Below are 22,657 nucleotides of genomic sequence, written 5' to 3'. Positions count from 1 at the left end.
GTGGCTGTCGTCGCCCTCGTCGTCCTGCCCTGGCAGGCCGCGACGCCGGCCGCCGCGGCGGCCCCGCCCATCGCCTTCCAACTGCCCTTCACCTGCGGCCAGCAGTGGCGACTCGACACCTGGGCACACGCACCCGCGCTCGACATGGTCCGCGAGCCCAACCAGGTCGGCACCGAAGGAGCACCGTTGCTGGCTCCGGCCTCCGGCACGGTCCGGCAGTCCTTCTACCACTCCAACGCCGGCAACGTGATCCAGATCAGCCACGGGCAGCGCTACTTCACCACGTACCTGCACCTGCAGAGCCGCGATGTCAGCGTCGGCCAGACGGTGCAGCGCGGCCAGCTGATCGGCCGGGTCGGCAGGACGGGGCCCACCTCGAACAACCACCCGCACCTGCACTTCGAGCTCGCCTACGACGCCGACGACAACGGATCCGCCACCTGGGGCAACTCCACCTCCGAACGGATCCGCCCCTGGTTCAACGGCGTCGAGTACGGCCAGGCCAACAGCCGGACCTGGCGGAACGTCACCAGCAACAACTGCGGCGGCACACCAGCGCCCACCTGCAGCGGCGTCAACCACGACTTCACTGCGTACCCCCTCATCCAGCAGGGATCCACCGGCAGTCTGGTCAAGGCGGCGCAATGCCGGCTGATCGCCGCCGGACACAATCCGGGAGAACCGGACGGCGACTTCGGGCCCAACACCGAAACGGCGACGAAGGCCTTCCAGTCCGCCCGGGGCCTCGCGGCCGACGGTGAAATCGGCCCCAGGACCTGGACGGCCCTGCTGTCGTACGGCTCGACACCGGCGCTGCAGAACGGGTCGACAGGCGCGGACGTCAGCCGACTGCAGCGAGCACTGACCGCGGCACTCAGCCGCACCGTGGGCATCGACGGCGACTACGGCCCCAACACCGAACAAGCCGTGCGCGACTACCAGACCACCCGCGGCCTCGGCGTCGACGGCGACGTCGGCCCGCAGACCTGGGCAGCCTTGCAGGCCGGACGATAACCACCCTCGTGGGCGGGGAAGCACGGCAACCCCGCCCACGAGCGGCGTCGGATCGGCCGCGAGGACATCCGGTGCTTCCGAGGCCGACGTGATGGAACGCGTACGCCGGGCCGCGTTCGGCGGCTCCGCGGCGAGGCCGTCCAGGCCGACCTGGAGGCCAAGATCCAGCTCGCGCAGCAGAGCTCCGCCGCCGCGCTGCGCCGGCTCATTTCCTCCTCCGACTATACGGAGGTAAGTCCCGCTTGATCCGATCTGTGACACAGGACACTGCACGACCGTCTGCCCTGCACCCCCTGAGCCCGCGCAAGGTCCCGAAGATACGCGGCGGATACATGGTTGACGTGCAGCTGATGCGGGGTGTCGGTCCGGGGGCGACAAGATTCGGGCAGGGTGGTCCGGTGGTGGTGCAGCGCCAGGGACATCCCGTCCCTTGTCGGGTGGCGCCGTCTGTCGCCGCATGATGGAGCTCCGACGCCCGCATGCGATGGAGGGAGTTTCGTGCACGTGTCGCAGGCAGACGCTGCTCCGGTGGGCATTCTGCTCGTCGAGGACGACGAGGTGATTCGCCGATCGGTCACAATGGCGCTCGAGCGCTACGGATACCGAGTCGTACCCGCCGGTGACGGCCTGACCGGCCTCGAACTGTTCCGCGAGGGCGACCACGACCTGCTCCTGCTGGATGTGATGCTGCCCGGCCTGGACGGCATCGGGCTCTGCCGTCGGATCAGGGAGAGCAGCACGGCCCCGATTCTGATGATGTCTGCGCGGGGCGATGCGTTGGACGTGGTCTCCGGCTTGGAGGCGGGCGCCGACGACTACGTGGTCAAGCCCGTCGATACCGCGGTGCTGGTGGCCCGCATCCGTTCGCTGCTGAGGCGCGCCACCTTCGTCCCCGTTGTCCCTCCTACGCCAGCCTCTCCCGGCACCGGCACCGGCACCGGCACGGGGCGCGCCCCGTTGGTCTTCGGCGACCTGACCATCGACACCGCCGGTCTGGAGGTCTTCCTGGCGGGCGGACCGGTCGCTCTGGCCCCGACCGAGCTCCGACTGCTGCTGGAGTTCGCGCAGAACCCCGGCATCGTCCTCGACCGACAGACTCTTCTGCGCAACGTGTGGGACTACGGCTGGGACGGCGACAGCCGTGTGGTGGACCTGTGCGTGCAGCGGCTGCGCAGGAAGATCGGCTCCGAGCGGATCGAAACCGTCCGGGGCTTCGGCTACAAGCTGCGGCGCTGACGTGAACGCCATACATTCCCTGCTCAACTGGCGTTCCCTGCGCTGGAAAATGGCGCTGCTGGTGGCCATGGCCTGCTGCGCCGTCGCGCTGACCGTCGGGCTGCTGGTCCACAGCAGCACCCTGGACCGCTCACTGAACGACGGTGCGGCCAATGCCATGACCCAGCTGGACCAGGCTTTGGAAGACTATGCGCGGGACGGCGCTCCGCCCGAGTGGCTGGCGACCGCTCCCGGTGACTTCCCGGACGAACTGCTGCGTAGGCTTCACAGCGGGCAGGCGCGTACCGCCGGAGTCGTCACGTGGTACGACAGCGACAGCACCGGCAACCGCCCCGAGATGTGGGCGGCTCGCCTGCACCGCGGCCAGCCTGTGGCAGTTCGCCTCGACATGACCTCCGACCAGCTCACCAGGCAGGCCCTGGACCGGCATATGTGGAAGTACTCCCTGGTCACCCTGGCTGTCGTCGTGCCGCTGTCGGCACTTGCCGCGGAACTGCCCCACCGCAGGCTGCGCCGGGTGGCGCGGACGGCGCGCCGGATCACCTCCGGAGACCTGGACGCGCGGACAGGCGCCGGCCGGGATGGTGACGAGATCACCGAGATTTCGGCCACGGTGGACTCCATGGCCGACAGTCTCGGTGAACGGCTGGTCTCCGAGCAGCGGTTCACCGCCGACGTCGCCCACGAACTGCGCACGCCGCTCATGGGTCTGGTCACCGCGAGCACGCTGCTGCCTGAAGGAGAGGCCACCGATCTTGTCCGGGACCGGGTGGCCGTGCTGCGGGCCCTGGTCGAGGACCTGCTGGAGATCTCCCGGCTGGACGCGGGTGCCGAGCTCGCCGATCTACGGCCCGTACCGCTTGCCGAGGTGGTGGCGGAGTCGGTAGCGCGCACCGGACTGGCGGCGCGACTGGCCACGAGCGGTGCCCCGACCGCGGAGACCGATCCACGACGGCTCGACCGGATCGTCACCAACCTGGTGGTCAATGCGCACCGGCACGGTCGTGCGCCCGTCGAGATCGAGGTGGCGGAAGCCACCGTGGTCGTACGGGACCACGGCCCCGGTTTCCCGGACGTGCTGCTCTCGGACGGGCCCCAGCGGTTTCGTACCGGCGCGGCGGAGCGCGGTCAGGGTCAAGGCCTGGGGCTGACGATCGCCCTGGGCCAGGCCAAGGTCATCGGGGCGACCCTGTCCTTCGCCAATGCCACGGGCGGCGGAGCCGTCGCCACGCTCCGGCTGCCGAGGGCCGGCTGACGGGCCACCGGGACACCGCCCGGAGAGACCTCTCCACCTCTCCCTTGGCCCTGACGGCGGTCGCCGTGCTGCCGGCACACCACGTGTGCACTGCCGGCGCTCGCGTCGATACACGACGGATGGCCGGCTGAGCTGCGGTGGAGCGTCGGCCACGGCCCCACGGACATATGGCTCACCCAAGGTGATCGGCGTGCGTGAACGCCATGCACGGTGTCCCTGGAGGTGCCTTCCATGTGCCCAGCCCCTGTACCCGCAGAGCGCGACGTAGACCCGGCGGAGTCGCCGGCCTCGTGGCCCGGTACGACCGGCCGCTCGTCTCTCTACAGTCGTCGTTCCGCGATCCTCACGACGGGTGCTGCAGCCTTGGGTCTTCTGACCGCCCTCGTCGTAGTGCTCGTGAGCTCAGGCAGTGGTGGCAGCCATCGGCTGCACAGAGAGTCCGCAGCGCCGCTGCCATGGCCGTCCGAAGGGCAGACGAGCGTACTGGTCGAGGGCCTGGGTGACCGCGGCGACCTGGGCACCAAGGGCACGCAGACGCCGGTGCCGATCGCCAGCGTCACCAAAGTGATGACCGCGTACGTGATCCTGCGCGACCACCCGCTGCACAGGAGCGAACCCGGTCCCGACATCACCGTCGACCGGACGGCAGCCAACGAGCCCGTCGCCGGTGCGGAGTCGACTGTGCCGGTCAGGGAAGGGCAGCGGCTGAGCGAACGGCGTCTGCTGGAGCTCATGCTGATCCCTTCCGGGAACAACATTGCCCGGCTGCTGGCCCGTTGGGACGCCGGTTCCCAGGAGGCATTCGTCACCAAGATGAACAGGGCCGCCGACCGCCTGGGCATGGACCGGACCACGTACACCGAGCCAAGCGGTGTCGCGCCCACCACGGTCAGTACCTCCGGCGACCAGCTGAAGCTGGCCAGGCACGCCATGCGGGACGAGGCGTTCCGGCACATCGTCGCCCTGACAAGTACCACCGTCCCGGGCGTTTCCGGCAGGATCCCCAACACCAACACACTGCTCGGCACGTCCGGCGTGATCGGCGTCAAGACCGGTTCCAGCACACCCGCCGGAGGGGCCCTGATGTGGGGGGCCGTCATGCCCGACGGTCAGGGGCACGAACACCTCGTGCTCGGCGTTGTCCTGCACCAGCGCGCCGACAGCAGTCCCCAGGAGGGCCTGCAGGCCGCTCTGGAAACCAGCGGATCCCTGGTCAAGGGCGTGCGGAAGTGGCTGTCCGGGCAAGTGCCTTCAGCCGACGGCCCGGGAGCACCGGACCAGCGAGCGGTGACGCGACCGTGACCACTCATCTCCCTCCAGCGCCACACGCCGCTGTGTCCACCGGGACCTCGCCTGCCGCCGGACTCGGCGCCTGGCGACGCGGACGACATGTGGCCTGGCTCGCCCTGATCCCCGTATTGCTGTTGTCAGGCCACGCGTGGATACCCGACCGGTTCGGTCACCTGGGCAGCCTTGCCGAGACCTTCTTGCCCTGGACGGGCATCAGTGTGCCGCTCCTGCTGCTGTTCGCGGCCGCCCGTCGGTCCGCGAGCGTCGCCGTGGCAGCGCTGGTGCCCGCCGTCCTGTGGTGCTCGATCTACGGAGGGACCATCGCCGACAAACGAGCCGACGGCGGTGACCTGACCGTCGTGACGCACAACGTCAACGAGCACAATCCGCAGCCGCACCGCACAGCCCGCGCGCTGGCGGCCTCGGGCTCCGACATGGTGGCTCTGGAGGAGCTGGGCGACGACACCGCGGTGTACGAAGCGGCCCTGACCGACCGCTACCCCTATCACTCGGTGCAGGGCACCGTGGGCCTGTGGAGCCGCTACCCCCTGTCGGACACCGCTCCGGTCCACATCGCGCCCTGGCCACGCGCCCTGCGTGCCACCGTCCACACTCCCCGGGGACCGATCGCCGTCTATGTCGCACATCTGCTCTCCGTGCGGTTCACCCCCGTCTCGGGCTTCGGCACGAGCCTGCGCGACGCCGCCGCGCAGCGCCTGGCCACCACCTTGCGCGCCGAGACATCGCCCCGAGTTCTCGTTGTCGGCGATTTCAACGGCACCACGCAGGACCGGGGCTTGTCCGCCGTGGTTCACGGGCTGCGATCGGCGCAGGAGGCGTCGGGAGCAGGCTTCGGCTTCACCTGGCCCGCGTCGTTCCCCGTGGCCCGGATCGACCACATCCTGTTCCGCGGCTTGGAACCACGCTCGGCCTGGACTCTTCCGGCCACCGGCAGCGATCACCTTCCGGTGGCGGCGTCTGTGCAGCTCCCGTGCTGTGACCGGAAAGGTTCACCGGGTCCGATCTCGTGATGGCAGGATCGGCTCATAGATCTTTCCAAGGGCCCTCTGGATGGACTGATTGGGACGGTGCCGCCTTCGTGGTGGGTGCTCGCTGGGGATTTATGGTGGGGCTGCGACGTTCGGCCAGGTCAAGTCGGTGTTCCGGACGGATAACCCGTTGGGGAACGCTCTCCACGAGGTGCTTCTTCAGCTGGTCGCCGCGGGAGTGATGGAGCGGCGGGACGAACCGGACGAGCAGTTCCTGTGGTCGGGTCGATGACGTCAGGCCGCAGCCAGTAGTGGTCTGCCTCCCCAGCGGACACCTCGTTCGCGGATACGTGCCGCGTTCGCGGCGGCGGGCCGGAGCTGACGAATCGTGGCGGCTCAGGTCAGCGCCCGGCACAAGGCGTCCAGCGCACCTGCACACGCGCAGTCCGACGGTACCTGCTAGAGCCTGTCTCTTTGATGGGTCGATCAGTTGATCGGATGTGTCTGTCCGGCTGGTGATCACTGATGCGATGTGGGACCGGATCGAGCCGCTGATGCCGGCCGATCCGGTACGTGGACGACCGTGGGCCGACCACCGGCCGACCCTGGAAGCCATCGCGTGGAAGTACCGCACCTGCTCGCCCTGGCGCGACCTGCCAGAAGAGTTAGGGCCCTTTCAAACTGCGCACAAACGCCTGATCAGGTGGGCCGGGGACGGTACATGGTCACGGGTCTTGGCGGCGCTACTTGCGGCGGCGGACGCCGATGACGAGGTGGGCTGGACGGTCTCGGTGGACTCCACCGTCTGCCGAGCTCACCAGCATTCGGCCGGAGCCGGGGAAAGAGGGGTGTCCGGCCGGTCAGAGCCCGACGACCACGCACTCGGACGCTCCCGCGGCGGCCTGAGCACGAAGGTCCACCTCGCCAGCGACAGCCGTGCACGGCCTCTGTCCATCCACGTCACCGCGGGCCAGGCCGGTGACGCACCGGCCTTTGAGGCGGTCATGGCCGGAATCCGTATCCCGCGGAACGGCCTCGGTAGGCCAAGAACCCGCCCTGCCGTCGTCCTTGCGGATCGGGCCTACTCTTCCCGCGCGATCCGCGGGCACCTCAGTCGACGTGGCATTCGTGCAGTCATCCCACAGCCTGCCGACCAGATCAGCCATCGCCTGCGTCGAGGCCGCGCCGGAGGCCGCCCGCCCGGCTTCGACGTCGAGACATACAAGGAGCGCAATGCCGTCGAGCGGTGCATCGCCCGACTCAAACAGTGGCGCGGCCTCGCAATGCGGACGGACAAACTCGCCATCGCTTACCAGGCCGCACTCCACCTTGCTGCCATTCTCATCTGGACACGGCGCTGAACAAGGGACCGAAGGACTCGTCAACCCAGCTCATGGACCACGAGCCGGTTCTGCTCTCCGTCAAAGATGCTGGCCAGGACCTTGGCCTCCTGCCGGTGCCCGTCGAAGAGACCCTGCTGGTCGACATGCACGACTAGGACGTCATGACTGTCGATCACCTCGGAGATCCCTCGGGTCTCGATCGTGTCCGACCATGCGTCCAGATTCCGGCCGAACCACTCTGGCAGCGCGCACGGCTCGCTCACCGCGTCCCAGAAGTCGTTAAGTGTCTCGATCAGCCGACCGCGCAGGTCAACGATCAGCTCGCTGTCCGTCATCGCAGCAGCCTAACTAGCCCCACCACGAGTCGCTGACTAGTCAAAGAGACAGGCTCTAGTTCACCACCAGTTCGTCCGGCCCGGGCGAGTGCTGGTCGGGGTCCGCCAATTCGTGGAGCAACTCCGCCAGCCCGCTGACCGCCAGGTCCTCCCGGGACGCCGCCTGGACGACGGAGCACTCGGCGCGCGGCCCCCCACATGGCCATTGATTGCGCCGAAGGTGGCAAGGGCTAGCAGGAACGGGGCTCGTAAGGAGAGGCGGTCGCCATAGCTCGCCGGCCCCTGCCGAATCGCATCGGGTCGCCATGATCCGCCGACAGCTCACCTCGCTGAATCCGGGTTTGTAGAACCGCCAGGTCCCTAACGGCCGCTGACCGTAGGAGGTGAGCCACCGGGCTCGGCGAAGAACTGCCAGATAGTGACAACCGCGGCTGCCTGGGCCAGAATCCAGGCGAGTTGGATGGAGAAGAATCGCATCCGGTACACGGAAATCAGGAGTTCGAACCTACTGCGCCAGTAGAGGCGTTCGCTCCGGAAGGTCTCAAGATCCATGAGGATACTAGTCAGTGTGAGGATGAGGAGCATGGCCACCATGGCGATCGCCAGTCCTGCTTGCTCCTCCCCCAAGACCCAGTTGCCAAAAGCGAAGAGCCCGGCAGGGAACGAGTAGGCAAGTGTGAGGACGAATGCCTTGGTGGGTCCGCGCCGACCAGGAAGTTGGTGCCAGAGGGCCCCAAGGACCAGACCTGCGGCCGCGTAGCCGATCTGCCAGAGGATGAACTGGAGGAGCACATCTGGGAGGCCGAGACGGTCGTGCAGAGTGCTGGTAAGGCTTTCGCCTCGCAGTTGATGGGCCCAGACCAACCCGGCGGTGAGGGGCAGAGCCACGGGCTGCGTGAGCCGTGCTGCAGTGACGCCGTTCTCCCACCACGTACGACCGGGCCCGAGAGCCATTGCGGCATCCACGACCGAGATGTCACCAGGGAGGCGGTCGCGATCACCTGTTGAGGATCGCCAACGATGCAGCCCCGATGAACGGTTCTCGAGATCGCGGCGTCGCCCGTTGCCGTCGTCGGCTTGCCCTCGATCAAGGCGCACCATCCGGGCCTGGAGTTCGCGGTAGGTCCTGGACCGGTCGAGCAAGCCGGGACGGTCCGCCACGCACAATGTTTTGTTCAGAGGTTCACAACTGAGTGGCAGTAGATGATCTCCGACGGCCCTGCCGGAGACAAGACGTAGGGTGCCAGCGAGCGCGAAGACGTAAACGAAGAACCACACCCAGGTCAGGGCACTGTTCGCCGAATACTCGCCAATGTTCAGCGCGACCATGACGGGAAACAGCAGGATCAGGAGCCGTCGGTCTACGCCTGCTGGCCCCCGGTTCGCCAAGGCGACATCTACATTGCGCTCCACCCGGGCACGCAGAACGGCCAAAATAGCGAGGCCACTGGGTATCCACAGCATCGCGCACCACCAGTTCTGCGTGTTATGCGTGAACCACAGCAGGTTGCTGCGCAGTTCTGCCCGGTGCCAAGAGCCGTAACCGAACGCCCATTCAAAGGCTGCGGACCCGCTACCGGGAACCCATCTGCCAGGGTCGATGTGCGGAGAGAGCCAAGACGCGCGATCCCAGTCACGCTCAGCAGCTGCGCCGTAGCAAACGATCAGGATCGCAATGACCGTCAGCGTGCCGGTCAGCAACGGGGCGAGCTTGGATTCCGTCCGGCGCGGGCTCCACAAACCTCCATCGACGGCCAGGCGGCGTAGGGCCGCGACGCTGCCGATGACGAGGAGAGCCAGGGAGCAGACGGTGGCGCAGATGACCACGGCGAGCGTGCCATCAGAGGGATTGGGAGGCCTTACGAACTCCTGCGGCCTGAGGCCCACCACACCAGGCCACAGGGCCGGGACCAGTGCCACTACGTTCAGCAGCGCTCCAGTGACAAGAATTCTCCAGCTGCTAGGTCGGGCGAAGAGCAACATAAGGCTGCCGGCGACGGCGGCGGTCAGCCAGGCCCACGGCGCGTGGGAAGCCTGTTGCGCCCACTGCTCGTCGTCCTGGAAGGCTCCCGTTGCTCCGAGATACAGATTGCGTCCTTGCACCACCGTGACCACGCCGAGAAGGACCCAACTCCAGTTACGCAAGTTGTTGCGGGTTCTCTCCTCGGCTGAGTGCGGGGCATACGTGCGTGGCATGCGCTGCAGGGTGTGCCAGAGCGCCACAACCAGCGCGAGCGACCACAGGAGGATCCCGGCCTCGTTGATGGTGGAGAAGGGTGGACTGTCACCCTGGGCAGCGATGGCCCGTGGCCATGCCGGAGCTATGCGCACCTCTGCTGTGGGTGCGGACCTGTGGAGGAACCAGGTCAAGCGGCGCCCATCGCGGCCTACGGTCGCTTCGGGCTTGGCCGACACAGCTCCAGGCTGGCCAGGGTCGACAGAGACCCGCCGCCACGACGCTCCTTGTAGTGAATCTGGAGGAGTCAGCCGTACGAGCCAGGTGGCTTTGCCCACATGCACGGTCCATGGACCCATCCGCGCTTCGCCGCGCTGATCGATCCATCCGTACGCCCGCATCCTGACTTCTACGTGGCGTGCGCTGCCGTCCGTGGTAGCGGGTGGCTCCTGGAGCGGCGTGACGACAGGTTCGCCGGACCGCCACTCCGTCCAGTTCGTCTCCATTCCGTCGAAGGATCCGCGGGCCAGGCAACGCATGGCTCGTCGATACCGGTCGGAATCCGGGCTGAGCAGGATTCCGTCGGCGAGCTCCCACGACATCGGGATACGGACGGTCAACTCGCTGATGACCTTCGTATAGGTCCGGTTGTCATGTTCGAGGCGTAGCGACGCCTCGGCTACGGCTGTTTTGAGTTCTTGACTCCAGCAAGAGTCGACCGGTCCATGGCTGTCGGTCGGCGATGCCGAGGCACCTGTCGCCCCTAGCGTCATTAGCCCCACGAGCATGGCGATCAGGAGGCTTAGGGCGAAGCCGCGACAGTCGGCGAGCGTCATCACATAGCCCTCCCCCGGCACCAAGTGGCTCCGCTCCATCATCGCCTTGGTGGAGGCGCTTCAAGCCTGGTATGCCAGAGTGCTGTGCAGAAACGGTTGCATTGCATGACGTGCGCCCCCGTGGCTTCTTGTCGGCGCCTTACGAAAGCGCCTGTAGCTCGGAGGCGGGACGACTTTCCCGGGACACAGGGCCAGGCCACCTGATGCAAGGCTGACGGCAGGTGGAACCATCGATAGCAGGTCTACTGAGGGGGCCGTATCCGCTTCAACGGTCGGGCGCAACTGCACCCACCGGTGCTCCTCCCCTACGAAAACGGCGTGATCCGCTCGGACAGCCAGGTGAGCGACAAGGTCGCCAGGGCTCAGTAGTTCTCGCCGAACGCGGCCCGCTGACGCTTCTCCAGCCACCCCCGGAACAGTGCCACCACTGGCCGCGCGGGCACCCCGCCCCGCTCGTTCGGGGTAGCCACGGTGGACAGCCAGGCCGGCATGAACTTGAGGGTCCAGCTCGGGGCAGTTTTACGCATGTGCACCATCACCCCTGATGACCAGGCGTATCACTCGCGGCAGCAAGCCCCGCACCGACACCTTGACCAAGAGGGTCTCTACCGGCGGCTGATCTGTTCAGGGCAGGTGTTTCCGGACGGACACCCACGCCAAGGCCAGGTCATGTAGTGGGCCGGGCCGAAAATGGTACTGAAGACGCTCAAACGGAGCCGTGACGTTCTTGACACGGCGCAGGTATCCGATCTGCTCAACTGGCTGATCCTGCCACCACCGTGCTGCCCAAGAGGCGGCTGTAGAGCGGACGCTCACGAGACGACATGACACTCGTCTCTGCCGCCGTCGCCCCGGCCCAATGCCTGACCAGCGCAAACACACCCGCCACTTCCGAAAGGGCAACGGCTTCTTACACAGCATCGTGGCTCAGCTATTCCTGCTGCCGTACGCGCCGCATCATGATGATTGCGGGGATACCGACCGCGAGCAGCACCGGGATTGCGGCGGCGATCCCGAACCAGAGGAAGACCGCGAGATAGCCGTAGACGGCGTTGTCCACGTCCGCGTCCGCCTTCACCAGGAAGACGATGCTGGCCACGAAAGCGACTGCCATGAGGGCCGCGACGGCGCTCGCGAGCCAGAGCAGGATACGAGCCCAACGCCGGTAGTCGGCACCGATCCCCTGCAACCCCGGCGGCCCGTACCCGCCGGGCGGACCGGACAGCGGGCCTGACGCCGGGCCTTGCGCCGGCCGCTGATCAGACATGAGGCCCAGTTCTACGGTGCGTTGCCGCTGAACGCCAAGTACCGCCGCCGCAGCATGCGCCGCGACGGGGTGTTGTCCCCCGGGCCACTACTTCACCGAGTCCCAAGCGCCTGCGTTGAAGCTGCGCAGGAGGGCGATCAGCGCTGCCCCGAGCCGCCAGTCCACTTCGGGTGCGTGTAGATACAGTTTGTCGCCCTTGGACCTGAACTCCAGCGGCACCTGCCCGTTCGCGCGCCACCGGATGCGCCGGGGTGCGCGTGCGAAGCCGCCCTCGTTGCCAGGGACGCTGTCGAAGACGCTGAACACGAGGACCACCGTCATCAGGGGCAGCAAAAGCCACCACATCCACCACCATACGATCCTCCCCTTGTAACCGACCGCTTCGCACCCGCTGGACTGCTGCACGGTCCAGCGGGTGCGAAGGCCTCTGCCGCGAAGCGCCTTCTCGCGCATGAGCGTGCCGATGACTTCGCCATGCGCGCCGAGCACCTGAAACCTCGCGACGCCGCCGCTGGCCGACAGGGTCACCACGGTGGCTACCCGCTGCCGGCGTTGATCGTCGGCCCACAGGGCGAAGGAACGGGCTCCGCCGCCCCGGGCCGCAAGGTACGCGGGCGTGTTTCCCGGCGGCAGATCGCGCTCCACGTACACGGCCGACGGCGTCGACCCCGACGGGTCGGAGAAGCTGACCATATTCGCCACCCTTGCCTGACCCTGGCCGTCACCTCGCTTCGGCCCGACATACAGGGTCAGTACGTTGTTGCTCATCCGACGTGCTCCAAGGGGGTAGTCGCTGCCGAGGTTCCGGCCCGGTCCGTAAAAAGGTGCATGTCTCGTGGCCAGTTCGAGGAGTCGTGCGTGTCAGGCAGCGCCCTTGCCGTCCGCAGAGTCACCGACTCGCAGGCCCACGAGGCGCCAAGCTGAGACAACATCTCTCCGCACAACCCTCATCGGATTTCACGACACAGGGTGTCGCCGTTCAGGCGTTCGAGCTACTGATCCCAGGTGGTAGGTCACGTGACACGCGGCCGGGCGCAGGCCACCACGTGCAGGGCGTGGGGGTGCCGAACAGATCCTGATGGGCCCCACGGCGCCCAGCCCGATACGAACGGAGATGTCCTCAGCCGGCGGGCCGTGGTCGAGGTCAACCGCCACCATGGATTCCCACACCGCGTTCCGGACCACTTCCTCCCGGTCCTGCGGCGGTATGAACGCGGTGTCAAGGACCGGGCTCACGGGGCAGGCCTCTTTCTCCATCGGCGACGACACGTTGTGGGGCGTCAACCGCCGCAGGAAAGGCGCCGCGGACATGCTGGCCGCGCTGAAGTCGATCCGCGCAGTCCGGCCCGACGGCGCCACCATCTACGTGCTCCTGGACAACCTTTCCGCCCACAAGGGCGCCGACCTCCGTCTCTGGGTCATGTCACACAGGGTCGAGCTGTGGTTCACCCGACCTATGGTTCCTGGGCCGACCCGGTCGAGGCGCACTTCGTGCCGCTGCGGCAGCTCACCGTCGCCAACTTCCACCACCCCGACCACACCGTCCAGACCCGGGCCCTGCACGACTACCTCCGCGGGGGCCGACACCCCTCGCCGCCGGGGCCTGCACTAGCAGGACTGCCGACTGGCGAACTCCGCGAATTCTTCTCTGGTCTCGGGTCCTGCGACGCCGGTGATCTCAAGGCTCGAGCCGGGCCTGCCGGACAGGAAGCGCTGCAGAGCCTTGATCGTGTCGGGTCCGACGATTCCGTCGACGACTCCGGCGTCGTAGCCCCAGGCGTTGAAGGCCCTCTGTGCCGCCTTCCAGCTGTCGGTGCCCAGCTGACCGTCGATCACGCCGGGGCTGTAGTGCCAGTCCCGCAGGTAGCACTGCCACTTCTTCGCCTGAGTGACGGTCAGTCCCAGGTTGTTCACCGCGAGCGGCGCGACCGCGCGGACGTCCGCCGTGCGCTGTGCCGCCGGCGCCGCCTCGGCCCCGCTCGCGGTCGCCATAACCCCGGCGGTGATTCCGACTGCGGCGACGGCACTGACAAGCGCCTTCGTCAAAGCACGCATCCTGTTCCTTCCACTGACATGTGAGCGGAGCCCGCCGCCCTGGCCGGCTCCGCCGACGAGCCTGCGGGTTCAGCACGGGGCATGGCTACAGTGGTGACCCGGATGGCAGCGTTGTGGGACGTCCCTGTCGCTGACCTGGTTGGATGTCGGCTGCCTTGTCATCCTCGTGGGACGCGAGTCGACGCTTGGTGGGGGAGAAAATGGTGCGCTGGAGGGCGCTGCCCGCTGAACTGCATCCGCAGGTCCTGCAGTTGATCGTGCAATTACGTGCGTTGAAGGATCGCAGCGAACTCCGCACGCGACAGTTGGCCGCGAAGACCGGCTACAGCGCGAGGTCGTGGCACCGCTATCTGAACGGCCTGTCACTGCCGCCCCGGGAGGCCGTCGAGGCGATGGCCCGTATCGGCGGGGTCGATCCGGTCCGGCTTCTGGCCCTGCACGAGACCGCCGCGCAGCGCTGGGCGCAGGGGCACGCGGTAGTCGCCGACGTCCCTGGGAGCAGCTCGCCGCCGGTGCCGGAGGCGCCCGTCGACGAGCAGTCGTACCGGCATAATGCGCGCTTCTCACACGCCTTCGTGATCGCGGGAGCGGTGGCCTTGGCGCTGTCCATTTCTCTGGCGCTCCTGCTGGCCGTGCGGCTTGCCGACGCCCGAGCGGAACTCGCGCAGGCCCGTGCCGACGCCGATGCCAGGGGGCCGGCCACTGTGTCGGAGTCCCTCGTGCCGGTCGTCTACACCTGCCGGCCACGACAGAGCGGCGACGGCCACTGGTACGCGGGACTGAGCCGTACTTCCAGCGTCATCCTCGCGTACACGCATGTCGGCCCCGAGGTGGCCGAGGCACAGTGTCTGTTGCGCAGGGCGGGCGCATCTCCCGGTGACATAGACGGGGTCTTCGGTCCCAAGACCCAGCGCGCCGTCATACGTGTCCAGACGCGGGAGGGACTGGTCGTGGACGGCGTCATAGGTCCGCACACCTGGAAGGTCCTGCGGGAGGCGGACTCGAAGTGAGCACGGGACAGGCGTATCTGATCACAGCGTTGCGGGAGCTGAGAGACCGTACGGGACTTAGCCTGGCCGCACTGGCGGAGCGGACGACCTACAGCAAGTCCTCGTGGGAGCGCTACCTCAACGGCAAGACCCTGCCCCCGAGACAGGCCGTTGAAGAACTGTGCAGAGTCGCGGACGAACCGGAAGGACGGCTGACGGCTCTGTGGGAGATCGCCGTGTCGGACCGGAGCGGACGCGCCCGGGTTCTCTCCCCCGTCAGCGAAGAGCCGCAGCCGACGACGGAGAAGCCGCGGGCGGGTTCCGGCCGTCGACGCAGTCGCAGGGGCCGGCTGCTCGTGATGATGGCTGCGGCGTACACCGTGATCGCCGCCGTCGCTGTGCTGGCGCTCGTGCTCCCGCCAGGCAGGGATTCGTCGGCCGGGGCGGCACCTTCGGACTCGGCCTCGTACTCGGTCGGCCCGCAGTGCAATGGGCCCGCCTGTGAGGGAAAGGACCCGATGCGCCTCATCTGCGGGATCAACCCCGCCTCCCTCACCACCTACCGGACCTCCACCGGCGCGCACGTCGAGTTGCGTCACAGCAACAAGTGCGGCGCAAGCTGGGCCCGAGTCTGGGGGACCCGGATCGGCGACCGCGTGGAGGTCACGGCGGGAGGACCGGTGCACGAGGTGCGCATCGCGAATCAGGACGACACGGAGACCTACGTCTACACCGACATGGCCGCAGCCCACGCAGGCAGTACCGTACGAGCCTGCTTCTGGCCCGCAGCTTCCGGGGGTGGACCGGAGTGCGTGCGGGCCCGCGTGGGCGAAGCCAGCAGTGCCGTCCTCGATCGCCGGTTGTGAGCAGCCTCGCCCATCTTCGGATGGCGGTGCATTCGGCTTCCTGTGCAGCCATGACCTCGTCACCATGCTCGAAGGCCCATCCTCCGACAGCGTCGATGGGCGCCAGCAAAGTCCGCCCTAGGACGGCGAGGCGGTACTCAACTCGTGCTGACGCTCGGGATGGGCCGCCGCTCCACCAGTCCGCTGGGCTGCAGGCCCCGCAGTGTCTCAGTGAGGACTTTTACTGATCCCTCGATCTGCTGGCCAGCGGAGGACGGGACGTGCAGAAGGCCCTTGCTGAAGTGGCGAAGTCGCCCTTCTCGGTGACCGAGCCCTCCTACGGTGATCTGGCCTCCCCGGTCGGGCGCTCCGGACCAGGACAATGAGTGGCAGCGAGGAAGCCAACGCCTCGGTGCTGTTCGACGTCTGCGAGCGCACAAGGCGAGCGAGGGCGGCTTGTGCTTCCTTCAGTTTCATGTCGCCGTCTTCGCCGTTTTCGCCGCCTTCCGCGACAGCGGTGCGCACGCAGGTGTTCCTGTGCTCGTCGAGCATCTGCAGGGCGAAGGATTGTAGGGCGCGTGTAGTGGCGGAGACTTGGGTGAGGACGTCGATGCGGTAGGTGTCTGCCTCGACCATTCGCTGCAGGCCGGCCGCGCCGACACGAATCCCCTGGCCATACCCCCTAGTGGTATGCAACCGCCTGGTCGTCGCTTGTGGGCGTCAGTGCTGGTGGGCAGGCCGTTCTTCGCTGTCGGCGTGTTCCGGGGCGGTGGGGGCTCTGTCGGTTTGCACGGTGAAGGCTGCGGTGCGGACGGTGCCGTTGTGCTGGAAGTCGAGGAAGAGGCGATAGATGCCGGCGCTCGGTGCCGTGGCGGTGAAGGAGATGTCGGGGCCGGGCTTGGTGGTGTTGTCGCCGGGCTCGCCATTGGGGTGGACGTGGAGGTAGGCGAGATCGCCGGATCGCAAGGCTACGAGGTGGCCGTAGGCGCCAAGGTAGGGCTGTAGGTCGGTGACCGGCTGTTCGTCATGGTCGACGGTGAGGGTGAGCTTGGTTGCCTTGCCTGGGCTCAGTTCGCCGTGGAGTGTGACGTCGTAGCCGTCGACGGTGGTGGTGGCGGCGGGTTCGGGCAGAGTGGCGGCGTTGTAGGCGCCGGAGGCGGCGAGGTCGGCGCCCAGGGTGAGGTTGGTGGCTCCTTCGGCGACTGGGGTGAAGTCGGCGAACACGCGGTAGGAGCCGGCGGCGGGCAGGGTGACGGGGGTGTGCCAGGTGCCGTCTGCGGCTCGCGCGGGGTGCAGGTGCCGGTAGGTGACAAGGTCGCGGGAGGCGAGGATGAGGTGCAGTTCCTTGCCGTGCTCGCGGCGGTAGGAGGTGACCTGCCGTCCTTCCTTGTCGCGGATGGCGAAGCTGAGTTCGCTCTTCTCGCCCGCGGTGATGCTGGGCGTCTTCAGGTCGAGGGTGTATCCGGCCTGGGAGATTTGCAGGCCCGCCGGTGTGGTGTCCGCGTGGGTGCTCTCTTCGTGGTCAGCCGGGCCGGGGCGGGGGTGGTCGGCGTGCGCGGCTGGTTCCGGGTCTGAGGTGACGGGGTCGATGGCGGTGCCGATGCCGTAGGCGGCCGCGAAGATCGCCGCGACGGAGGCGGTGTAAGCAGTGATCTTTACGCCGGTGTTCATGACGGTTCCTTTCTCGGTGTCCATCACGCTCGATGACTGACGTCGCCGACTATATACCCCCTGGGGGTATTGGCAAGCGATCGCCGGGCCACTTGTTCATTCATACCCCTAGGGGGTATATCTAAAGGGCGTCCCCAGTACCCCCCGGGGGTACATTCCTTGATCCTTCGGGAGGAACCCATGTCCTGCTGCACCCCTGACAGCAGCTGCTCCACCGACGGCAGGACCACCGTCTACAACGTCTCCGGCATGACCTGCGGGCACTGCAAGGCCACGCTCACCAAGGAGACAGGCGCGCTGGAGGGCGTCGGGGCGGTGAACGTCGACCTCGAGGCCGGCCAAGTCTCCGTCACCACCTCCGGACAGGCCGACGACATGTTGCTGGCACGGGTCGTCGACGACGCCGGCTACGAGCTCACCGGCCGCGTGAGCTGAGGGCTGCACCTACCTGCCGGGCCCGCCCACGGTCCCGGAGGCTCCTCTGCCCGTTCCGCACTCCCAGTCCGAGGAGCAGTGATGGTTACCACGGTCCCCGACACAGCCGAGGTCGAACTCGTCATAGGCGGCATGACCTGCGCCTCGTGCGCCGCACGGATCGAAAAGAAGCTGAACCGGATGGAAGGAGTCGTCACGGCCACCGTCAACTACGCCACGGAGAAGGCCAAAATCTCCTACGGCGGGGACATCGCGGTGACCGAACTGATCGCCACGGTCGAGGCCACCGGATACACCGCCCGTGAGCCTGAGCCGGAGCCCGCCCGCGGCTCCGCCGGCCAGGTCGGCGCGGCGGACGAGGCAGCGGAGCGCAGCGAGCTGCGGACGCTACGGCAGAGGCTGATCACAGCCGTGGTGCTCGCCGTCCCTGTGATCGCGATGGCGATGGTGCCGGCCTTGCAGTTCCAGTACTGGCAGTGGCTTTCGCTCACTTTGGCGGCCCCTGTCGTCACTTACGCCGCCTGGCCATTCCACCGAGCCGCCGTCACCAACGCCCGGCATGGCGCGGCCACGATGGACACGCTGATCTCGGTCGGAACCATCGCGGCGTTCCTGTGGTCGCTGTGGGCGCTCTTCTTCGGCACCGCCGGCATGCCCGGCATGACCCACCCCTTCGAACTGACCGTCGCCCGCACCGACGGGGCCGGCAACATCTACCTCGAGGCCGCCGCCGGAGTCACCGCATTCATCCTGGCCGGCCGCTACTTCGAAGCCCGGTCCAAGCGTCGCGCGGGATCCGCCCTGCGGGCACTGCTACAGCTCGGCGCCAAGGACGTCACCGTGCTGCGCGGCGGCCGCGAGAAGCAGATCCCGGTCGGTGAGCTGAACGTCGGCGACCAATTCCTGGTCCGGCCAGGCGAGAAGATCGCGACCGACGGCACGGTCGTCGAGGGATCCTCCGCCGTGGACGCCTCCATGCTCACCGGCGAATCCGTCCCCATCGAGGTCGGCGTCGCAGACGCGGTGACCGGCGCAACCGTGAACGCGGGCGGCCGCCTGGTCGTCGAGGCCACCCGGGTCGGCGCCGACACCCAACTGGCCCGTATGGCCAAGCTGGTCGAGGACGCGCAGAACGGCAAGGCTGCCGCTCAGCGGCTCGCGGACCGAATATCCGCGGTGTTCGTTCCGGTCGTCATCGCTCTGGCCCTGGCGACCCTCGGATTCTGGCTGGGCAATGGCGCGGGGCTGACGGCCGCGTTCACCGCCGCCGTCGCTGTACTGATCATTGCTTGCCCCTGCGCACTCGGGCTTGCCACGCCCACGGCGCTGATGGTCGGCACCGGACGCGGCGCGCAGCTCGGCATCCTCATCAAGGGCCCGGAAGTGCTGGAGAGCACCCGCAAGGTCGACACTCTTGTCCTGGACAAGACCGGCACCGTCACCACAGGACGGATGACCCTGCTGAGGGTGCACACCGTGGCGGGCACCGACGAATACGAGGTGCTGCGCCTCGCGGGCGCATTGGAGCACGCGTCCGAGCACCCGATCGCCCAGGCGGTGGCCGCCGGTGCCACAGAGCGGACTGGCACCCTGCCCACGCCGGAGGACTTCGCGAACGTACCCGGGCTTGGCGTCCAGGGTGTCGTCGAGGGCCACGCGGTCCTGGTCGGCCGAACCAGGCTGCTCGCTGAGTGGGCCCTGGAGCTGCCCACCGAACTGGCGCGCGCCAAGGCCGATGCCGAGGCTGCCGGCCGTACCGCGATCGCGGTCGCCTGGGACGGCCAGGCACGCGCGGTCCTGGAAGTCGCCGACGCGGTCAGGGACACCAGCGCCGAGGCGATCACCCGGTTGCGCGCGCTGGGTCTGACGCCGATCCTTCTGACCGGCGACAACCGGGCTGTGGCCGAAGCAGTGTCAGCCGAGGTCGGTATCGACGAAGTGATCGCCGAGGTGATGCCGCAGGACAAGGTCGATGTCGTCAAGGAGCTGCAGGGCAAGGGCCGTTCAGTGGCCATGGTCGGCGACGGTGTCAACGACGCCGCCGCCCTCGCCCAGGCCGACCTCGGCCTGGCGATGGGTACCGGCACCGACGCGGCCATCGAAGCCGGCGACCTGACCTTGGTCCGCGGCGACCTGCGCGCCGCTGCCGACGCGATCCGCCTGGCCCGCAAGACGCTGGGAACCATCAAGTCCAACCTCTTCTGGGCCTTCGCCTACAACGTCGCCGCCCTGCCGCTGGCCGCCGCCGGACTGCTCAACCCGATGATCGCCGGCGCCGCCATGGCGTTCTCCTCCGTCTTCGTCGTCGGCAACAGCCTGCGGCTGCGCCGCTTCAAGTCCACCAGCTGAATGCCCTTGGGGGCATCAGAACGAGGGGCGAGCCACAGCGGCCCGCCCCTCACCGTTCCTTGCACATGCGTCGTGCCTGAAGCCCCCGACCCGACCGTCCCCTTCCCGACAGGGAGAGAAGCGTGCGCGACTTCGTCTACCGCGGCAGTGACGGCTGCGAACTTCACGCCACAGCACTCGGGCGTGGACCCGGGCTGATCCTGCTGCACGGCGGCGGCCCCGACCGCTACAGCCTGCTGCCTCTGGCACGCCGGCTGGCCGACGGCCTGACCGTGATCCTTCCGGACGTCCGGGGCTACGGACGCTCGGTTTGCACCGACCCCACCCGTCACACCTGGTCCCAGTACACCGAAGATGTCGACGCCCTGCTGGACCATCTCGGCCTGCACCAAGCGGCCCTGGGCGGCACGGGTTTGGGCGGCACCATCACCCTGAGGGCGGCCGCCCTCCGGCCGGACCGGGTGAGCGCCGCGGTAGTCATCAGCATGGAAGACATCGAGGACGATGCGGCCAAGCAAGCCGAGTCCACGATGCTTGAGGACTTCGCCGTCCGAGTCCGCGAGCAGGGCATCGAGGCAGCCTGGGCCCCGATCCTTCCGACGCTCGCCCCCGTGATCGGCGCCCTGGTGCGCGATGCCATCCCACGCTCCGACCCAGCCAGCATCGCGGCCGCCTGCGCCATCGGCCACGACCGGGCATTCGTGCACGTCTCAGACCTGGCGGCCATCAGTCCGCCCACTCTGGTCGTCCCGGGATCCGACACACGCCACCCTGCTTCCCTGGCCGCCCAGGCGGCCCGCACTCTGCCACTCGGCCACCTCGCCAATGTGTCCCTGTCCGCGGAACTGAAGACCGCAGCCGACCTGGCGGATGCCCTGGCACCGGCCATCCGGGAATTCCTCACCACGCACCTGACCCAGCACGCCGACCGGCCAGGACAGCCCCCGCCCGCATGAGCGCCGCTGCTCTCGGCGAATCGGCCCCAGCTCGCTGGAACTCCGTGTAGGAGCCGCCGACCGGACAGCCTTCAACGGATCCGGTACGCCGTGCTGCGCGCATGCGGGAGATCGACAACCACGGCGAACTGCATCCCACTTGGCGAGGCGCCGAGGCCTCCGATTGACCCGAAAGTCCCGCCACCTTCCCCTTTCCAGGCGTGAGGCAATCCGGAGCGGCTCGGCGGCGGCCCCGGCGAGGTCAGACGGCGTGGGTGAGTCGCGCCCGGGGAGGGCCCCTCCGTAGCAACACCGTCCGCGAGTGCCGCCCCCTCGCGAGGCAGCCGCTCCAGCCAGTCGCGGACGGGCGCAGGCATCCTTGTCTCCGGCAGCGCCGAGCGCTCGGCAAGCAGAGCCCAGGCGGTCGCGACGCATGCGCGTGCGGCGTCCGCGGCACTCGTCGCCGCCGCGCGCCAACGACCAGCACACCGTGTCCGCGCGATGCAGGAGTACCGCGACAAGGACGGCAGCCGCCGCGTGGTGGGACGTCATCACCAGCGAGTCCTGCCGGCGTTCGTGCCAGGAGCTGTGGCCGTCCATGCCGTGGTGCAGATGCGCGGGCACGTCCATGGACGGCGGCAGGCCGCGATGCTCCACCGCGAGCCACTGGTGCAGACCCGCCTGCGCGACACCGCACGCCGCCATCACCGCGACGAGAGGACGCGGGCGCCGGGCACCGACCAGCCCCACCCCGAACAACACCCCGGCCGCGAGCGCGCACTGCCTCCAAGGCACGGGCCCTTCGGCGACCAGATGGTGCGCACTCACCCCGAGAACCGTTCCGACCAGCGCGAACACTGCTGCCCGAAGAGCAGGAAGCGACGCTTGGCGCGGTGGCGTACGAAGCTCGGTCATGGCCCGCCCATCATCGGGCATCGTCCGGCCCCACCGGAGGTGGGATGATCCCCAGAGGCGACCCATTCGGAATCTCGCCACTCGCTATTCCCATGCTGATGCGTGCCCGGCAGGGGTAGAGGTCGATGGCCTCCTCCAAATCCCGAGTCACCGCCGCACTCGACGGGTCGCTCCCGGATGGTGACGGCCGCCGCAATGGTGCAGGGTGGTTCTCGGGACCGGCGGGTCACCGTTCAGGCCGTAGCTGATCGCCCACTCCAGGCGTTCTGACGGAGGTGTGGTTCATGTCCGAGACGAACCCAGCGCACGAGGTCTCGCTGCCGCCAGAGGTCCAGTTGCTGCAGGAAGTCACTCCGCCCTTCTTCCCCGAGGGCGGTTCGGCGATGACGATCCTCGTCGAATGGCCTCCCGGTCATCCCGGGCTTCCTCCGCACCGCCATTCGGGGCCGGCGTTCGGCTACGTGATGGAAGGCGCGCTCCGGTTCGAGGTCGAGGGCCGACCCGAGCAGGTCATCCAGGCCGGGGGGACGTTCTGGGAGCCGGGCGGTGACGTGATCCACTACCAGGACGCCAACGCCAGCGCGGACGCACCGAACAAGTTCGTCGTGACCATGCTGTGCGCGCCGGGACAGCCCATGCTCACGCTGGTGGACCCCGAAGAGCTGAAGCAACGAGCGCACCTGCGGGCACCGCGACCATCGGACAGCTGAGCGTGCCGGAGA

At 68.1% G+C, this 22,657-nt stretch carries 18 protein-coding genes and 6 pseudogenes; 14 read left to right on the top strand and 10 right to left on the bottom strand.

Annotation, left to right across the window (positions count from 1 at the left end):
- Positions 1-144: 144 nt before the first annotated feature.
- The 7 genes and pseudogenes from ACIP2X_RS07260 to ACIP2X_RS07230 all read left to right on the top strand — a co-directional run.
- A pseudogene (locus tag ACIP2X_RS07260) lies at positions 145-405 on the top strand (M23 family metallopeptidase); the annotation flags it as partial.
- Positions 406-582: 177 nt separating this feature from the next.
- Positions 583-1,014, top strand: a pseudogene (locus tag ACIP2X_RS07255) (peptidoglycan-binding protein); the annotation flags it as partial.
- Between the two features lie 504 nt (positions 1,015-1,518).
- Entirely contained in the window at positions 1,519-2,250 is a 732-nt protein-coding gene (gene cseB / locus ACIP2X_RS07250) for a two-component system response regulator CseB (protein ID WP_401668583.1), read from the top strand.
- A 49-nt stretch (positions 2,251-2,299) separates the two neighbouring features.
- Positions 2,300-3,505 (top strand): ATP-binding protein, encoded by a 1,206-nt coding sequence (locus ACIP2X_RS07245; RefSeq protein WP_401668935.1) that lies wholly within the window; start codon positions 2,300-2,302, stop codon positions 3,503-3,505.
- A gap of 231 nt (positions 3,506-3,736) precedes the next feature.
- Entirely contained in the window at positions 3,737-4,807 is a 1,071-nt protein-coding gene (locus tag ACIP2X_RS07240) for a D-alanyl-D-alanine carboxypeptidase family protein (RefSeq protein ID WP_401668580.1), read from the top strand.
- Positions 4,808-4,839: 32 nt separating this feature from the next.
- A complete protein-coding gene (locus ACIP2X_RS07235; RefSeq protein WP_401668578.1) occupies positions 4,840-5,826 on the top strand; it encodes an endonuclease/exonuclease/phosphatase family protein in 987 nt (328 codons plus the stop codon).
- A 458-nt stretch (positions 5,827-6,284) separates the two neighbouring features.
- Entirely contained in the window at positions 6,285-7,145 is an 861-nt protein-coding gene (locus tag ACIP2X_RS07230; protein ID WP_401668575.1) for an IS5 family transposase, read from the top strand.
- Between the two features lie 20 nt (positions 7,146-7,165).
- Here the strand turns inward: ACIP2X_RS07230 and ACIP2X_RS07225 are convergent, their stop codons facing one another.
- The 6 genes and pseudogenes from ACIP2X_RS07225 to ACIP2X_RS07200 form a co-directional block, all read right to left on the bottom strand.
- Positions 7,166-7,462 carry a barstar family protein gene (locus ACIP2X_RS07225; protein WP_401668572.1) on the bottom strand — a complete coding sequence of 99 codons (297 nt, stop codon included), beginning with the start codon at positions 7,460-7,462 and terminating at the stop codon, positions 7,166-7,168.
- Between the two features lie 360 nt (positions 7,463-7,822).
- Positions 7,823-10,474, bottom strand: coding sequence for a DUF6185 family protein (locus ACIP2X_RS07220; protein WP_401668570.1), 2,652 nt, complete (start codon positions 10,472-10,474; stop codon positions 7,823-7,825).
- 362 nt (positions 10,475-10,836) lie between these two features.
- Positions 10,837-11,001: a hypothetical protein gene (locus ACIP2X_RS07215; RefSeq protein ID WP_401668568.1), complete on the bottom strand. Its 165-nt coding sequence runs from the start codon at positions 10,999-11,001 to the stop codon at positions 10,837-10,839.
- Positions 11,002-11,405: 404 nt separating this feature from the next.
- Positions 11,406-11,588: a hypothetical protein gene (locus tag ACIP2X_RS07210; RefSeq protein ID WP_401668565.1), complete on the bottom strand. Its 183-nt coding sequence runs from the start codon at positions 11,586-11,588 to the stop codon at positions 11,406-11,408.
- Positions 11,589-11,828: 240 nt separating this feature from the next.
- Positions 11,829-12,509 (bottom strand): hypothetical protein, encoded by a 681-nt coding sequence (locus ACIP2X_RS07205; RefSeq protein ID WP_401668563.1) that lies wholly within the window; start codon positions 12,507-12,509, stop codon positions 11,829-11,831.
- A 294-nt stretch (positions 12,510-12,803) separates the two neighbouring features.
- Positions 12,804-12,977, bottom strand: a pseudogene (locus tag ACIP2X_RS07200) (AraC family transcriptional regulator); the annotation flags it as partial.
- A 13-nt stretch (positions 12,978-12,990) separates the two neighbouring features.
- Here ACIP2X_RS07200 and ACIP2X_RS07195 point away from each other — a divergent pair.
- Positions 12,991-13,316, top strand: a pseudogene (locus ACIP2X_RS07195) (transposase); the annotation flags it as partial.
- 33 nt (positions 13,317-13,349) lie between these two features.
- Here ACIP2X_RS07195 and ACIP2X_RS07190 read toward each other — a convergent pair.
- Positions 13,350-13,733, bottom strand: coding sequence for a peptidoglycan-binding domain-containing protein (locus tag ACIP2X_RS07190; protein ID WP_401668561.1), 384 nt, complete (start codon positions 13,731-13,733; stop codon positions 13,350-13,352).
- A gap of 206 nt (positions 13,734-13,939) precedes the next feature.
- Here ACIP2X_RS07190 and ACIP2X_RS07185 point away from each other — a divergent pair, with 206 nt between their 5' ends.
- Entirely contained in the window at positions 13,940-14,806 is an 867-nt protein-coding gene (locus tag ACIP2X_RS07185; RefSeq protein ID WP_401668558.1) for a peptidoglycan-binding protein, read from the top strand.
- Positions 14,803-15,651 (top strand): DUF2690 domain-containing protein, encoded by an 849-nt coding sequence (locus ACIP2X_RS07180; RefSeq protein WP_401668555.1) that lies wholly within the window; start codon positions 14,803-14,805, stop codon positions 15,649-15,651. Before ACIP2X_RS07185 ends, ACIP2X_RS07180 begins: the two co-directional genes overlap by 4 nt.
- A gap of 22 nt (positions 15,652-15,673) precedes the next feature.
- Here the strand turns inward: ACIP2X_RS07180 and ACIP2X_RS07175 are convergent.
- From ACIP2X_RS07175 to ACIP2X_RS07165, 3 genes and pseudogenes are all read right to left on the bottom strand, one after another.
- A pseudogene (locus ACIP2X_RS07175) lies at positions 15,674-15,887 on the bottom strand (winged helix-turn-helix transcriptional regulator); the annotation flags it as partial.
- A gap of 172 nt (positions 15,888-16,059) precedes the next feature.
- Positions 16,060-16,278 (bottom strand): annotated as a pseudogene (locus tag ACIP2X_RS07170) (metal-sensitive transcriptional regulator); the annotation flags it as partial.
- A 72-nt stretch (positions 16,279-16,350) separates the two neighbouring features.
- The gene (locus ACIP2X_RS07165; RefSeq protein WP_401668553.1) at positions 16,351-17,301 is read right to left on the bottom strand and encodes a hypothetical protein; all 951 of its coding nucleotides are present in this window, start codon (positions 17,299-17,301) and stop codon (positions 16,351-16,353) included.
- 180 nt (positions 17,302-17,481) lie between these two features.
- Here ACIP2X_RS07165 and ACIP2X_RS07160 point away from each other — a divergent pair, with 180 nt between their 5' ends.
- From ACIP2X_RS07160 to ACIP2X_RS07145, 4 genes are all read left to right on the top strand, one after another.
- On the top strand, positions 17,482-17,736 hold the full coding sequence (locus ACIP2X_RS07160; RefSeq protein WP_401668550.1) for a heavy-metal-associated domain-containing protein: 255 nt from the start codon (positions 17,482-17,484) through the stop codon (positions 17,734-17,736).
- An 81-nt stretch (positions 17,737-17,817) separates the two neighbouring features.
- A complete protein-coding gene (locus ACIP2X_RS07155; RefSeq protein ID WP_401668547.1) occupies positions 17,818-20,085 on the top strand; it encodes a heavy metal translocating P-type ATPase in 2,268 nt (755 codons plus the stop codon).
- 122 nt (positions 20,086-20,207) lie between these two features.
- A complete protein-coding gene (locus ACIP2X_RS07150; protein WP_401668545.1) occupies positions 20,208-21,041 on the top strand; it encodes an alpha/beta fold hydrolase in 834 nt (277 codons plus the stop codon).
- Between the two features lie 1,178 nt (positions 21,042-22,219).
- Positions 22,220-22,645, top strand: a complete 426-nt coding sequence (locus ACIP2X_RS07145; protein ID WP_401668543.1) for a cupin domain-containing protein — start codon at positions 22,220-22,222, stop codon at positions 22,643-22,645.
- Positions 22,646-22,657 lie beyond the last annotated feature (12 nt).

This window comes from Streptomyces sp. NPDC089424 (assembly GCF_044749345.1).
In the GTDB taxonomy this organism is placed as follows: Bacteria; Actinomycetota; Actinomycetes; order Streptomycetales; family Streptomycetaceae; genus Streptomyces.
The sequence above is the reverse complement of the archived record's forward strand: the minus strand, read 5'-3'. Positions and strand labels throughout refer to the sequence as shown.

Bases quoted from the DNA above. Each gene is read 5' to 3' on its own strand.
- ACIP2X_RS07245 (WP_401668935.1), top strand. From the start codon at position 2,300: ATGGCGCTGCTGGTGGCCATGGCCTGCTGCGCCGTCGCGCTGACCGTC.
- ACIP2X_RS07240 (WP_401668580.1), top strand. From the start codon at position 3,737: ATGTGCCCAGCCCCTGTACCCGCAGAGCGCGACGTAGACCCGGCGGAG.
- ACIP2X_RS07225 (WP_401668572.1), bottom strand. From the start codon at position 7,462: ATGACGGACAGCGAGCTGATCGTTGACCTGCGCGGTCGGCTGATCGAG.
- ACIP2X_RS07220 (WP_401668570.1), bottom strand. From the start codon at position 10,474: ATGACGCTCGCCGACTGTCGCGGCTTCGCCCTAAGCCTCCTGATCGCC.
- ACIP2X_RS07215 (WP_401668568.1), bottom strand. From the start codon at position 11,001: ATGCGTAAAACTGCCCCGAGCTGGACCCTCAAGTTCATGCCGGCCTGG.
- ACIP2X_RS07210 (WP_401668565.1), bottom strand. From the start codon at position 11,588: ATGGCAGTCGCTTTCGTGGCCAGCATCGTCTTCCTGGTGAAGGCGGAC.
- ACIP2X_RS07205 (WP_401668563.1), bottom strand. From the start codon at position 12,509: ATGAGCAACAACGTACTGACCCTGTATGTCGGGCCGAAGCGAGGTGAC.
- ACIP2X_RS07190 (WP_401668561.1), bottom strand. From the start codon at position 13,733: ATGGCGACCGCGAGCGGGGCCGAGGCGGCGCCGGCGGCACAGCGCACG.
- ACIP2X_RS07185 (WP_401668558.1), top strand. From the start codon at position 13,940: ATGTCGGCTGCCTTGTCATCCTCGTGGGACGCGAGTCGACGCTTGGTG.
- ACIP2X_RS07165 (WP_401668553.1), bottom strand. From the start codon at position 17,301: ATGAACACCGGCGTAAAGATCACTGCTTACACCGCCTCCGTCGCGGCG.
- ACIP2X_RS07160 (WP_401668550.1), top strand. From the start codon at position 17,482: ATGTCCTGCTGCACCCCTGACAGCAGCTGCTCCACCGACGGCAGGACC.
- ACIP2X_RS07155 (WP_401668547.1), top strand. From the start codon at position 17,818: ATGGTTACCACGGTCCCCGACACAGCCGAGGTCGAACTCGTCATAGGC.
- ACIP2X_RS07145 (WP_401668543.1), top strand. From the start codon at position 22,220: ATGTCCGAGACGAACCCAGCGCACGAGGTCTCGCTGCCGCCAGAGGTC.